11 protein-coding genes are annotated in these 12,840 nt (G+C 71.0%); 5 read left to right on the forward strand and 6 right to left on the reverse strand.

What is annotated here, in order from left to right; translation table 11 throughout:
* Window positions 1–55: 55 nt before the first annotated feature.
* Window positions 56–1,042, reverse strand: coding sequence for a lipoyl synthase (gene lipA / locus J2S43_RS01645; RefSeq protein ID WP_306826741.1), 987 nt, complete (start codon window positions 1,040–1,042; stop codon window positions 56–58).
* Window positions 1,043–1,310: 268 nt separating this feature from the next.
* Window positions 1,311–1,961 (reverse strand): lipoyl(octanoyl) transferase LipB, encoded by a 651-nt coding sequence (gene lipB / locus J2S43_RS01650; protein WP_306826742.1) that lies wholly within the window; start codon window positions 1,959–1,961, stop codon window positions 1,311–1,313.
* Window positions 1,962–2,092: 131 nt separating this feature from the next.
* On the opposite strand from lipB, the gene J2S43_RS01655 reads away from it, so the two are divergent.
* From J2S43_RS01655 to J2S43_RS01665, 3 genes are read left to right on the forward strand one after another with little or no spacing between them, the layout of a single operon-like run.
* A complete protein-coding gene (locus J2S43_RS01655) occupies window positions 2,093–3,064 on the forward strand; it encodes an ATP-binding protein (RefSeq protein ID WP_306826743.1) in 972 nt (323 codons plus the stop codon).
* Window positions 3,065–3,113: 49 nt separating this feature from the next.
* Entirely contained in the window at window positions 3,114–3,509 is a 396-nt protein-coding gene (locus tag J2S43_RS01660; RefSeq protein WP_306826744.1) for an SCO5389 family protein, read from the forward strand.
* Window positions 3,509–4,498 carry an LLM class flavin-dependent oxidoreductase gene (locus J2S43_RS01665; RefSeq protein ID WP_306826745.1) on the forward strand — a complete coding sequence of 330 codons (990 nt, stop codon included), beginning with the start codon at window positions 3,509–3,511 and terminating at the stop codon, window positions 4,496–4,498. Before J2S43_RS01660 ends, J2S43_RS01665 begins: the two co-directional genes overlap by 1 nt.
* Window positions 4,499–4,801: 303 nt before the next feature.
* On the opposite strand, the gene J2S43_RS01670 is transcribed toward J2S43_RS01665, so the two are convergent.
* The 3 genes from J2S43_RS01670 to lpdA all read right to left on the reverse strand — a co-directional run bounded on the left by J2S43_RS01670 (window position 4,802) and on the right by lpdA (window position 9,096).
* Window positions 4,802–5,695: a TIGR01777 family oxidoreductase gene (locus tag J2S43_RS01670; RefSeq protein WP_306826746.1), complete on the reverse strand. Its 894-nt coding sequence runs from the start codon at window positions 5,693–5,695 to the stop codon at window positions 4,802–4,804.
* A gap of 75 nt (window positions 5,696–5,770) precedes the next feature.
* Complete coding sequence (gene sucB / locus J2S43_RS01675; protein WP_306826747.1) at window positions 5,771–7,624, reverse strand: 2-oxoglutarate dehydrogenase, E2 component, dihydrolipoamide succinyltransferase; 1,854 nt, start codon at window positions 7,622–7,624, stop codon at window positions 5,771–5,773.
* A gap of 44 nt (window positions 7,625–7,668) precedes the next feature.
* Entirely contained in the window at window positions 7,669–9,096 is a 1,428-nt protein-coding gene (gene lpdA, locus J2S43_RS01680) for a dihydrolipoyl dehydrogenase (RefSeq protein WP_306826748.1), read from the reverse strand.
* A gap of 133 nt (window positions 9,097–9,229) precedes the next feature.
* On the opposite strand from lpdA, the gene J2S43_RS01685 reads away from it, so the two are divergent.
* Window positions 9,230–9,553, forward strand: coding sequence for a hypothetical protein (locus J2S43_RS01685; RefSeq protein ID WP_370881580.1), 324 nt, complete (start codon window positions 9,230–9,232; stop codon window positions 9,551–9,553).
* 53 nt (window positions 9,554–9,606) lie between these two features.
* Here J2S43_RS01685 and J2S43_RS01690 read toward each other — a convergent pair whose 3' ends face one another.
* Entirely contained in the window at window positions 9,607–11,160 is a 1,554-nt protein-coding gene (locus J2S43_RS01690; protein WP_306826750.1) for a leucyl aminopeptidase, read from the reverse strand.
* Between the two features lie 133 nt (window positions 11,161–11,293).
* Here J2S43_RS01690 and gcvT point away from each other — a divergent pair, with 133 nt between their 5' ends.
* Entirely contained in the window at window positions 11,294–12,382 is a 1,089-nt protein-coding gene (gene gcvT, locus J2S43_RS01695) for a glycine cleavage system aminomethyltransferase GcvT (RefSeq protein WP_442320026.1), read from the forward strand.
* The last annotated feature ends 458 nt before the right edge of the window (window positions 12,383–12,840 follow it).

The following is a 12,840-nucleotide window of genomic DNA, read 5'->3' on the forward strand; positions in this document are numbered from 1 at the left end:
GACCTGATCAGGGCGCCCCCGCCGTCGGGGACGCCCTGACAACGCGTCCGGGGTGTCAGGCGACGGCGGCGGAGCGCGCGTCGAGCGCCTGCTTGTAGAGCCGGCCGGCCCGGTAGGACGAGCGCACCAGGGGCCCGCTCATCACGCCGGCGAACCCGATCCGCTCGGCCTCGGCCTGCAGCTCGATGAACTCCTCCGGCTTGACCCAGCGCTCGACCGGGTGGTGCCGCGGCGTCGGCCGCAGGTACTGCGTGATGGTGATCAGCTCGCAGCCGGCCTCGTGCAGGTCGCGCAGCGCCTGGCTGACCTCTTCCCGCTCCTCGCCGAGGCCGAGGATCAGGTTGGACTTGGTGACCAGCCCGGCCGCGCGGGCCTGCGTGATCACGTCGAGCGAGCGCTCGTAGCGGAACGCGGGCCGGATGCGCTTGAAGATGCGCGGCACGGTCTCCACATTGTGCGCGAGCACCTCGGGGCGGGAGTCGAAGACCTCGGCGAGCTGCTCCGGGTTCGCGTTGAAGTCCGGGATCAGCAGCTCGACGCCGCAGTCGGCCTGGAGCTTGTGGATCTGGCGGACCGTCTCCGCGTACAGCCAGGCACCGCCGTCCGGCAGGTCGTCGCGGGCCACGCCGGTGACGGTCGCATACCGCAGGCCCATGGTGGCGACGGACTCGCCGACGCGCCGCGGCTCGTCGGCGTCGAACTCGGCGGGCTTGCCGGTGTCGATCTGGCAGAAGTCGCACCGCCGCGTGCACTGGTCGCCGCCGATGAGGAACGTGGCCTCGCGGTCCTCCCAGCACTCGTAGATGTTGGGACAGCCGGCCTCCTGGCACACGGTGTGCAGGCCCTCGCGCGAGACGAGGCCGCGCAGCTCCGTGTATTCCGGGCCCATCTTGGCCTTGACCTTGATCCACGGGGGCTTGCGTTCGATCGGCGTGCTCGCGTTGCGCGCTTCGATGCGCAACATCCGCCGGCCCTCGGGGGCGGGGTGGCTGTTGCCGTTAATCGCGGTCGCTGTCGGCGGCCCGGAGCGCTCGATCGTCACGAAAGTCAGCCTACGCCGGGCATTGGGCCCTCACAGGTCCACCGCGACGTGGCTCACGCTCGATAGCGTGTGACGGCGCTCACCACAAACGGCAAACAACCGGTTACCCAATGGCAATCTTCGCTTCGACCCCTCAGGCCCGAAAGTGAGTGCACAGAAAACCAGAAATCCGCACAGAAAAAATCAGGAGCCGCCGGGGTACGGCCGCGGCCCGCCACCGAGACCCAGCCGCCCCCACGTTGCTCCGACGACGTGGGGGACGCCTCGATCACGCGGGAAGTGGGCCGTTGAGCGTGGGGAGGTGGTGCTCGGCGATCGGGAGGACGTCGGCGACCGTGATCGGGCGGCCGAGCTCGGCGCTGAGCGAGGTGACGCTCGCGTCCCGGATGCCACACGGCACGATCCGGTCGAAGAACGTCAGGTCACAGTCGCAGTTGAGCGAGAAGCCGTGCAGCGTGGTGCCGCGCTCGACCCGGATGCCGACCGCGCCCACCTTGCGGTCCGGCCCGCGGTCGTCCGCGAGCACCCAGACGCCGCTGCGGCCCTCGACGCGGGTGACCGCCAGGCCCAGCTCGGCGCACGTGTCGATCATCAGTTGCTCGACCCGGCGCACGTACGCCACCACGTCGATCGGGTCCGGCAGCTTCATGATCGGGTAGCCGACCAGTTGGCCCGGCCCGTGCCAGGTGATCTTCCCGCCGCGGTTCACGTCGACGACCGGCGTGCCGTCCATCGGGCGGTCCCACGGCTCGGTGCGCTTGCCGGCCGTGTAGACGCTCGGGTGCTCCAGCAGCAGCACCGTGCCGGGCGCCGCACCGGCGGCCACCAGGTCGTGGAGGCGCCGCTGCTCGGCCCAGGCGGACTCGTAGTCCACCACTCCCGCGCGCACCGCGTGCGGTGCCGTAACCGTGTTCGTCACGTGCGCCAGCGTAGACCGGGCCACGGTCGGGTGACGGGCGGCTTGACTCTGCTATTGAAAATGACTACCAATTTAGGGAGTACGTCACGCACTCTGCTTTCAAGTACACATCGTCGTGTAGGGGAAATTTCGTGAAAGTAGCTTTTGTCGGTAAGGGCGGCAGCGGCAAGACCACGCTGGCCGGGCTCTTCGCGCGTCACCTGGCCGCCGGTGGCGCGCCGGTGCTCGCCCTGGACGCCGACATCAACCAGCACCTGGCCGCCGCGCTCGGCGCCACCGACGACGAGGCGGTGCTGCTGCCCGCGCTCGGCGACCACCTCGGCGAGATCAAGGAGTACCTGCGCGGCGACAACCCGCGGATCGCCTCGGCCGAGGCGATGGTCAAGACCACGCCGCCCGGCCGTGGCTCCCGGCTGATCGGCGTCGACCGGCCGAACCCGCTCTACGACGCGCTGGTCCGCGACGTCAACGGCGTGCGGCTCGCGGTGACCGGCCCGTTCGCGTCCGAGGACCTGGGCGTGGCCTGCTACCACTCCAAGGTCGGCGCGGTGGAGTTGCTGCTCAATCACCTCGCGGACGGCCCTGGTGAGTACGCGGTGGTGGACATGACCGCGGGCGCGGACTCGTTCGCCTCCGGCCTGTTCACCCGCTTCGACCTGACGTTCCTGGTCTGCGAGCCGACCGTGCGCAGCGTCGGCGTCTACCGGCAGTACACCGGCTACGCCCGCGACTTCGGCGTCGACGTGAAGGTGATCGGCAACAAGGTCGACGACGAGTCCGACGTGGAGTTCCTGCGCGCGGAGGTCGGCGACGACCTGGCCGGCTGGATCGGCCGGTCCGCGTTCGTGAAGGCGGCGGAGCGCGGTCGCTTCCAGCCGATCGACGCGCTGGAGCCGGAGAACCGCGCGGTGCTGGCGGGCATGCGGGCGCGGGTGGACGCGACCGGCAAGGACTGGGTGACGTACGCGCGGCAGGCCGCGGAGTTCCATCGCCGCAACGCCGCGGCGTGGGCCAGCGACCGGGTGGGTGCGGACCTCACCGAGCAGATCGATCCGGATTTCATTATCAGTCCCGCAGGCATCGACGTAGCTCTCCGGAGTTAATAGACTCCCGTGGGTAATTGATCCACGGGCAACACGTTAGGAGACCCGTATGTCCCTCGACGTACCCACCGCTCTGCTCGACCGGGTCGAGCGTGGCGAGGTCGTCGACGACGCCGAGTTCGTCGACGTCGTCCGCCAGTCCCTGCCGTACGCCTGGATGATCGTGTCCGAGGTGGCGTCCCGCTCCGCCGCGAGCGACGGCGAGTTCGAGGACCACGCGGTGCCGCCGCCCAGCGAGAAGGAGCGCGGCCAGCTGCTGCGCGCGCTCGCCAGCGACTCCATCCGCGGCGGGCTGGAGCGTCACTTCGGCGTGAAGCTCGCGTTCCAGAACTGCCACCGGGTCGCCGCGTTCAAGATCTCCGCGGTCGGTGGCGAGACGTACCAGCGGTTCATCTCCCCGACCGCGCAGATCGCCAACCAGAGCCCCGAGCTGCGCGACTGCTGATGGTCCAGCCCGATGCCGAGTCGCCGGTCCGCCGGCGGCTCGGCCTCTTCCTGCTCGGCGCGCACGGGCCCGCCTCGATCCCGCGGCTCGCGCGCGCGGCCGAGGACGCCGGCCTCGACGACGTGTGGCTGGCCGAGCACCACTTCACCGGGTACGGCACGCTGCCGTCCGCGACCGTGGCGGCCGGGCACGCGCTCGGCGCCACCCGGCGGATCGAGATCGGCACGGCCGCGTGCGTGCTGCCGAACCGGCACCCGGTCGCGCTGGGCGAGGAGGCCGCGCTGCTGCACGAGCTGTCCGGCGGGCGGTTCCGGCTCGGTGTGGCGCGCGGCGGGCCGTGGGTGGACCTGGAGGTGTTCGGGACCGGGCCGGCCCGGCGCGACCACGGCTTCCCGGAGTCGCTTGACCTGCTGTGCGCGTGGCTCTCCGGTGCGTACCGCGTCGGCTCTGATCGTGATCTTTTCAAGTTTCGCGAGGTCACGGTGTCGCCGCGGGTGGCCATGCCGGTCTGGGTGGCGGCGACGTCACCCGCCACCGCCGCGGAGGCGGCGCGACGTGGCCTGCCGCTGCTTCTAGGCATGCATGCTGATGTGTCGGAGAAGACGGACATGTTGGCGCACTGGGCCTCGGTGGCGGAGGCGGCCGGCCAGGATCCGGCGGGCGCGGACCATCTCTCGGTCCATTTGGCCCCGGGGCCGGCGCCGCTGCTGGAGTCGCTCCTGGAACGCACGCGCGATTACGTGCGCATCGACGGTTCGCCGCCCGTGCATCGGGACCTGGGTGAATACGCGGCCCGGCTGCGCCGGATCCACGAGACCATCGAAGACATCCCGGGGGTACGGCGAACGCTGCTCTTCGTGGAGGCCGCCGGCCCACCGGAGGCGGTGCAGCAGGCGATCTCCGCTGCGCGAGCCACACTGCGGCCCATGGCGAAATCCGCGCCGCGGCCCGTGGGGGGATCCGCGCCGGCCTTCGCGCCGCGTCCATAAGCGCGGCGGGGTGGCCCGTGCCGCGTCTTGCGTGCGCACGCACTCTCGTGCTGGTGTCTTGCGTGCGCACGCACCTTTATGTGGTGTCTTGCGTGTGCACGCCTTTCTCTTGCGTGCGCACGCACTCTTGTACCGCGTCTTGCGTGCGCACGCCTCTCTTTGCGTGCGCACGCACCCTTGCGCCGCGTCTTGCGTGCGCACGCAACTTGGTGCCGCGCTTGCGTGCGCACGCATGCTTTTAGAACCTGGGAAGCATCATGAGCATCGACCTGGAGCGCCGCGTCCGCCGGCTCGAGAACGGATCTACAACGCGGCGCGCAGCGCGGACTTCAGCGTCGGGTGGCGGAACTCGAAGCCGGTCCGGTTCAGCACGCCCGGCATCGCGCGTGTGCTGGACAGGATCTCGGTGGCGAACTCGCCCAGCACGGCCCGCATCGCGAACGCCGGCACCGGGATCAGCGCGGGCCGGTGCACGGCCGCGGCCAGTTCCTTCGTGAACTCCGCGTTCGTCGCCGGTGCCGGGCCGACCATGTTCACCGGGCCGGTGATGTCGTCGCGCTCCAGCACGAACACGGTCGCGCCCACCCAGTCGGCCAGCGAGATCCACGGGATGTACTGCCGGCCGCTGCCGATCCGCCCGCCGAGCCCGGCCCTGAACAGCAGCACCAGCGGCTGCAACAGTCCGCCGCGCTTGTCCAGCGGCAGTCCGGAGCGCAGGTAGACCACGCGCACGCCGGCGTCCTCGGCCGGGCGGGCCGCGGCCTCCCAGACCCGGCACAGGTCACCGAGGAAGTCGTCCGCGGCCGGCGCCTCCTCCTCGACCGGGGTGTCGCCGGTGTCGCCGTACCACCCCTTCGCGGAGCCGTTGAGGAACACCTTCGGCCGCTCGTCCTCGGGCAGCGCGGCGATCGCGCGGGCCAGCGTGCCGGTGGTGTCCACCCGGCTGCTGCGCAGCTTCCGCTTGTACGACGCGGTCCAGCGCTGGCCGCCGATGCTGGCACCGGCCAGATTGATCACCGCGTCCACGCCGCGCAGCGCGGCCGGGTCGAGGTGGCCGGAGGAGGGCTTCCACGGGATCTGGTCGCCGTTCTCCGGGGTGCGCCGGACGAGCCGGCGCAGGTCGTGGCCGTCGGCCTTCAGTCGCTCCCGCAACGCCGTACCCAAGAAGCCTGACGCCCCGGCCAGCAGAATCCTCATGGCGTCATTGTTCCCGGAAAAGATCGAGGGCGAACCCCGGCGCGCGGCCGGGATTCGCCCTCGTGACGTGATCTTCTACAGACCGAGCTCGGCCTCGAAGTTGCCGGCCTCCAGGCGGTCCTTCAACGTCACCAGGAAGCGGGCGGCGTCCGCGCCGTCCACGATCCGGTGGTCGTAGGAGAGCGCCAGGTACATCATCGAGCGCGGCACGATGATCTCGCCCAGCTCCGGGTCGTCGACGACCACGGCGCGCTTGACGATCGCGCCGGTGCCGAGGATGCCGACCTGCGGCTGGTTGATGATGGGGGTGTCGAAGAGCGCGCCCCGGCTGCCCGTGTTGGTCAGCGTGAACGTGCCGCCCGAGATCTCGTCCGGCCCGATCTTGTTGTTCCGGGTGCGCTCGGCCACGTCCGCGATGCGCTTGGCCAGGCCACCCAGGTTCAGGTCACCCGCGTCCTTGATCACCGGGACGATCAGGCCCTTCGGCGTGTCCACCGCGATCGCCAGGTGCTCGGCGTCGAAGTAGGTGACCGTGCCGGCCTCCTGGTCGATCCGCGAGTTCACCACCGGGTGCTGCTGGAGCGCCTCGACCGTGGCCAGCGCCAGGAACGGCATGAACGACAGCTTCACGCCGTGCCGCTGCTGGAACGCGTCCTTCACCTGCGCCCGCAGCTTCGCGATCCGGGTCATGTCGACCTCGACCACGGTGGTCAGCTGCGCCGAGATCTGCAGCGACTCGACCATGCGCTTCGCGATCGTGGCGCGGGTGCGGGTCAGCTTCTCGGTCCGGCCCCGCAGCGGGCTCGGCGCCGGCTTGGCGGCCGGGGCCTTGGCGGCGGGAGCGGCGGCGGCCGGAGCAGCGGCCGGCTCGGCGGCGGCCTTCGCCTTCTCCGCGGCGTCGAGCACGTCCTGCTTGCGGATGCGGCCACCGACGCCGGTGCCGGTCAGCGAGCCCAGGTCCACGCTGTGCTGCGCGGCCAGCTTGCGGACCAGCGGCGTCACGTACGCGGCCTCGCCCTCGACGGAAGCGCCGTTGGACTCGGCGGTCGCGACGGCGGCGGGCTTGTCGGCCGCGACCGGCGTGGCCTCGGCCTTGGGCGCCTCGGTCTGCTTCGGAGCCTCGGTCTGCTTCGGGGCCTCGGACTTCGGAGCCTCAGTCTGCTTCGGGGCGGACGCCGGGGCCTCCGCGGCCGGGGACGGCGTCGCGTACGACTCCGCGGCCGGCTGCGCCGGGGCGGGCTCCGGGGCCTTCTCCGCCTTCGGGGCCGCGCCACCGGGCGTGCCGATCACGGCGAGGGCGGCGCCGACCTCGGCGGTGTCGTCCTGCTGGACCTTGATCTCGAGCACGGTACCGGCGGCCGGCGACGGGATCTCGGTGTCCACCTTGTCGGTGGAGACCTCGAGCAGCGGCTCGTCGACCTCGACCGTGTCGCCGACCTCCTTGAGCCAGCGCGTGACCGTACCCTCGGTGACACTCTCGCCCAGCGCGGGCATGGTGACGACGGTGCCCTCGGCGGAGCCACCGCCGCCGCCGGAGCCACCGGACGGCGCCGGGGTCTCCAGGTTGTCGATGGTGTCCTCGGAGGTGGACTGCTCGGTGCGCGCCTCGACGGCCGCGTCGTCCGTGTCCTTCTCCTCGGCGGCCGGGGCGTCGGTGGGGGCGGCGGGGGCGGCGGCCGCGGGGGCGTCACCCTCGTCGCCGATGACCGCCAGCTCGCTGCCGACCTCGGCGGTCTCGTCCTCGTTCACCAGGATGCTGGTCAGCACGCCGGCCGCGGGGGACGGGATCTCGGTGTCGACCTTGTCGGTGGAGACCTCGAGCAGCGGCTCGTCCGCCTCGACCGTGTCGCCGACCTGCTTCAGCCAGCGCGTAACGGTGCCCTCGGTGACGCTTTCGCCGAGCCGGGGCATGGTGACCGATACCGGCATGTCTCAAGACTCCTTAACAAGCAACCGCGACTGTATGTTCAAGATCAGGCGTGTGCGTGCAGCGGCTTGCCCGCCAGGGCCAGGTGCGCCTCGCCCAGCGCCTCGTTCTGGGTGGGGTGCGCGTGGACGAGCTGAGCCACCTCGCCCGGGAACGCCTCCCAGTTGTAGATCAGCTGCGCCTCGCCGATGAGCTCACCGACGCGCGCACCGACCATGTGGACGCCGACGACCGGCCCGTCCTCCACGCCGACCAGCTTGATGAAGCCGGTGGTCTTGAGGATCTGGCTCTTGCCGTTGCCGCCCAGGTTGTAGTTGTAGGTCTTCACCTTGTCGCCGTACTGCTCGCGGGCCTTCGCCTCGGTCAGGCCGACGGACGCGATCTCCGGGTTGGAGTAGGTGACCCGCGGGATGCCCAGCTCGTCGATGACGGCCGGGTTCTTGCCCGCGATCTCCTCCGCGACGAAGATGCCCTGCTGGAAGCCGCGGTGTGCGAGCTGCAGGCCGGGCACGATGTCGCCGACGGCGAACACGTTCGGCACGTTGGTGCGCAGGCGCTCGTCGGTGAGGACGAAACCGCGCTCCATCTTGATGCCCTGCTCCTCGTAGCCGAGGCCCTGGGTGCGCGGGCCGCGGCCGACCGCGACCAGCAGCAGCTCCGCCTCGACGACCTCGCCGCCCTGGATGGTGGCGCGCACGCCGCTCTCGGTCTTCTCGACCTTCTCGAACGGCTTGCCGACCTTGAAGTTGATCTTCCGCTTGCGGAACGCGCGCTCGACCGCCTTGGAGACCTCCGCGTCCTCCGCGGCGACCAGGCGGGGCAGCGCCTCGATGATGGTGACGTCCGCGCCGAACGAGCTCCACACGCTCGCGAACTCGACGCCGATCACGCCGCCGCCGAGCACGATCACCGACTTGGGCACGCGATCCAGCTTCAGCGCGTGCTCGCTGGTGATGATCTTCTCGCCGTCCACGTCCAGGCCCGGCAGGCTGCGGGAGAACGAGCCGGAGGCCAGCACGACGTTGCGGCCGACGTAGCGGTTGCCGTTCACCTCGACCGTGTTCGGCGCGACGAGCTTGCCCTCGCCCTCGACCACGGTGATCGACTTGTTGCCGTTCAGCATGCCGGAGAGGCCCTTGTACAGGCGGGAGACGACACCGTCCTTGTACGAGTTCACCCCGGCCATGTCGATGCCGTGGAACTCCGCCTTCACGCCGAACTGCTCCGACTCGCGGGTCTCGTCCGCGACCTCGGCCGCGTGCAGCAGCGCCTTGGTCGGGATGCAGCCGACGTGCAGGCACGTGCCGCCCAGCTTGTCCTTCTCCACCAGGGCCACGCTCAGGCCCAGCTGGACCGCGCGGAGCGCCGTGGCGTAACCACCACTGCCGGCGCCGAGAATGACGATGTCGAAGGTTTCGCCGTTCGGCTGGCTCACAGTCAACTCCCAAGTCGCGTCGCTGCATACGACGGTCATGCTGTCGTAACGTGCATGGTGCCGTGCCCATCCTGTCACTTGTGGAAGGGGCCCGCGTAGGGAGGTGCCCAGGAACACGTCCCGTAGCAGTACCCTTGCCGTGACGGTTGCGGATATATGGGGGACGAACACGGTGGCCTGGTTCAGGCGGCAGAAGAAGGCGGGTGGGGGCTCGGTCGCCCGGGCGACGCAGAACGAGGCCCTGGAACACCTCGCGGCTTTCGTGACCTCGCGGACCGGTGTCGAGGTCTTCATCGAACCCAAGACGACCGTGACCGAGACCACGGTCATTCTCATAGCTCACGACGGCGAGTGGACCCGGCGCCGCATCGACTCGCCGGAGGGTGCACGACGGTTCGCGCACCGGATGGCGATCCCCGTCTACGACATCCAGCTGGTCGGCTATCCACAGCGAATGCGCGATTACAACGAGCGTCGCAAGCGCGCGTCCTCGTAACGAAATCTACCGCCGATCAGGGCGCCCCGCTGTCGGGACGCCCTGATTGGCTGCTAACCGTTGGCCACCACGTCGTCGATCAAAGCCACCAGCGTGCGTACGGGGACGCCGGTGCCGCCCTTGGTCCAGTAACCGGTCGGCTCGCCGGTGTGGTAGCTCGGGCCCGCGATGTCGATGTGCGCCCAGGCCACGTCCTCGGTGACGAACTCGCGCAGGAACACGCCGCCCTGCAGCATGTGCCCGGCCCGGTCCATCCCCGCGTTGACCTGCGAGATGTCCGCGACGTCGGAGTCCATGCCCTTGCGCACGTCGTCCGGCAGCGGCATCGGCCAGGCCGGCTCGCCGACCGACTCGCCCGCGACCTTGACCCGCTCGATCAGCTCCGGCGTGCCCATCACGCCGGAGATCCGCTTGCCCAGAGAGATCACCTGGCCGCCGGTCAGCGTGGACGTCTCGAACAGGTAGTCGGTGCCGTCCGCGCAGGCCCGCGCCATCGCGTCGCCCAGCACCATGCGGCCCTCGGCGTCGGTGTTCAGCACCTCGACGCGCTTGCCGTTGAACATCGTGATCACGTCACCCGGCCGGTACGCCGAGCCGGACGGCATGTTCTCCGCGATGGCCAGGTAGCCGGTCACCGGCACGCCCGGCTTCAGCTCCGCCACCGCCAGCAGCGTGGCCGCGACCGCGGCCGCGCCGGCCATGTCGGACTTCATCTCCCACATGCCCGCGGCCGGCTTGATCGATACGCCGCCGGTGTCGAACGTGATGCCCTTGCCGACCAGCGCGACCCGCTTCGCGCCCTCGGCCGGGGACGCCGGTGTGTAGGTCAGTTTCACCAGGCGCGGCGGGGCCTCGGAGCCCTGGCCGACCGCGATGATGCCGCCGTACCCACCCTCGGCCAGCGCGCGCTCGTCCAGCACCTCGACGTCGAGCCCGGCCTCCCGGCCCGCGGCCGCGACCTGCTCGGCGAACTCCGGCGGGCGCAGCTCGTTCGGCGCGGTGTTCACCCAGTCGCGGGTGCGCACCACGGCGGACGCCACCGCGGACGCCCGTGCCAGCGCCGCCACCAGGCCGGACTCGGCCGCGTCGGCCACCACGACCTGCACGGTCGCGACCGGCTCGCGGCGGCCCGGCTGCGGCTTCGTCTTGTAACCGGCGAACCGGTACGACCCCAGCACCGCACCCTCGGCGACCGCGCCCAGCGCGGCCGGTCCGTCCGCGTCGTCCGGCAGCGGCAACGCCAGCGCCACCGTGCCGGCACCGGCCAGCGCGCGGACCGCGGTGCCGGCCGCGCGGCGCAGCACCTCCGGCTCCGGCGCGGCACCGGCCGGCTCCGGGCCCAGGCCGACGGCGGCGACGATCGGCGCGGTCACCGTACCCAGGGTGGCGATCTTGGTCACCTCACCGGCGGCACCGCTCGCGCCGAGCAGCCGCAGCGTCTCCGCCAGCCGGCCGTCGAACGCGGCCGTGACGCTCTCCGCGCCACTGGCGATCAGCAGACCGGACGGCTCGTCGTCGCGGCTGTGCACGCCGATCACGACGGCGTCGACGGCAAGCTCGGCGGGGTCGCTGTCCACCAGGTGCAAGGAGGGATTGGGCTGAGTCACTCGGCTACTCCGACTTGTGGGCCGCAAGCTGGTGCGCCTGCGGCGGCGTGGTCGTCTGCGAGGTGTACCCGCTGGACAACATCATGTCCCGCCGATGCTAACCAGCGGGCCGGATGGCGGTAAGTTGCCACCCATGAAGAGATCTCCCCTGCACGACCGGCACGTCTCCCGGGGTGCGAAGTTCGCGCCGTTCGGAGGCTGGGAGATGCCCCTGGAGTACGCGGACGGCGGCGTCATCGCCGAGCACACCGCGGTCCGCGAGAACGTCGGCGTCTTCGACGTGTCCCACCTCGGCAAGGCCCGCATCACCGGGCCCGGCGCCGCCGCGTTCGTCAACGCGTGCCTGAGCAACGACCTCGGGCGGATCGGCCCCGGCCGCGCGCAGTACACGCTGTGCTGCGACGACGCGACCGGCGGCGTGGTCGACGACATCATCGCCTACCTGCACGGCGACGATCACGTGTTCCTCATCCCGAACGCGGCCAACACCACCGAGGTCGTCCGCCGGCTCACCGAGGCCGCGCCGTCCGGCGTCACCGTCACCAACGAGCACGACGCGTTCGCGGTGCTCGCGGTCCAGGGCCCGGCCGCACCCGCGCTGCTGGCCAAGCTCGGCCTGGACACCGGCCATCAGTACATGAGCTTCGCCGCCGCCACGCTCGCCGGCGCGGACATCATCGTCTGCCGCACCGGCTACACCGGCGAGATCGGCTACGAGCTGGTCGTGCCGTCGGAGTCCGCCGTCGCGGTCTGGGACGCGCTCTTCGACGCCGACCCCACGCTCAAGCCCTGCGGCCTCGGCGCGCGCGACACGCTCCGCACCGAGATGGGCTACCCGCTGCACGGCCAGGACCTCTCCATGGAGATCACCCCGGTGCAGGCCCGCTCCGGCTGGGCCGTCGGCTGGACCAAGCCCACGTTCTGGGGCCGCGACGTGCTGCTCGCCGAGAAGGAGGCCGGCCCGCGCCGCGTCCTCGTCGGGCTCGAGGCCCAGGGCCGCGGCATCCCGCGCGCCCACATGCAGGTCTACGCGGGCGACGCGCTGGTCGGCGAGGTCACCAGCGGCACGTTCTCCCCGACCCGCAAGGCCGGGATCGCGCTCGCGCTCCTCGACACCGCCCCCGGCACCGCGCTCGGCGACACCGTCCACGTCGACATCCGCGGCCGCCGTACCCCGATGACCATCGTCAAGCCGCCGTTCGTCACCACCTCGGTGCGCTGACCCACACGCCCACGGTCAAAAGCGGGAAGATCAAATTCTTGATCTTCCCGCTTCCGGCGTGCCCACTCTCCGCATGCTCCCGCGGGCCAACCTCCGGCTCCCCTCCGACTCCGCTAGCGCTCCGCTCCGGTCCGCCGTCCGGAGCCGGTCCCAGCCCCACCCACCCCACCCCGGCCCGCCGGTGGTCGCTGGCTCGCCGGCCGCTGGCTCGCTGGCCGCTTCCCGCCTCCCGTCCGCTGCGGCGCTGCTGGTCTGTCTGCTTGGTGCGTTTCGGGCCGCTTGTCCTGGGGGCGGTAGGTGGCCGGAGCGGTGACGGGCGCTACGCGCCCGAAATTGTGTGTTCTGAACGCAAGGAGGAGTTGTGTAGGACAACTTGTTGATGCGGTGAGGATTATTCAGCAGCCATTCTGAAGAAATGAGGCCCAGCAGCGCAAGTGATCGTTTCCCCGAACGTCGGC

It is taken from the genome of Catenuloplanes nepalensis, from assembly GCF_030811575.1.
GTDB classification, from domain to species: Bacteria; Actinomycetota; Actinomycetes; order Mycobacteriales; family Micromonosporaceae; genus Catenuloplanes; species Catenuloplanes nepalensis.

What these genes read in the sequence shown, in the direction of transcription:
- J2S43_RS01670 (WP_306826746.1), bottom strand. Translation starts at nt 5,695, where the DNA reads ATGAGGATTCTGCTGGCCGGGGCGTCAGGCTTCTTGGGTACGGCGTTG.
- J2S43_RS01665 (WP_306826745.1), top strand. Translation starts at nt 3,509, where the DNA reads ATGGTCCAGCCCGATGCCGAGTCGCCGGTCCGCCGGCGGCTCGGCCTC.
- J2S43_RS01660 (WP_306826744.1), top strand. Translation starts at nt 3,114, where the DNA reads ATGTCCCTCGACGTACCCACCGCTCTGCTCGACCGGGTCGAGCGTGGC.
- lpdA (WP_306826748.1), bottom strand. Translation starts at nt 9,096, where the DNA reads ATGACCGTCGTATGCAGCGACGCGACTTGGGAGTTGACTGTGAGCCAG.
- gcvT (WP_442320026.1), top strand. Translation starts at nt 11,294, where the DNA reads ATGAAGAGATCTCCCCTGCACGACCGGCACGTCTCCCGGGGTGCGAAG.
- sucB (WP_306826747.1), bottom strand. Translation starts at nt 7,624, where the DNA reads ATGCCGGTATCGGTCACCATGCCCCGGCTCGGCGAAAGCGTCACCGAG.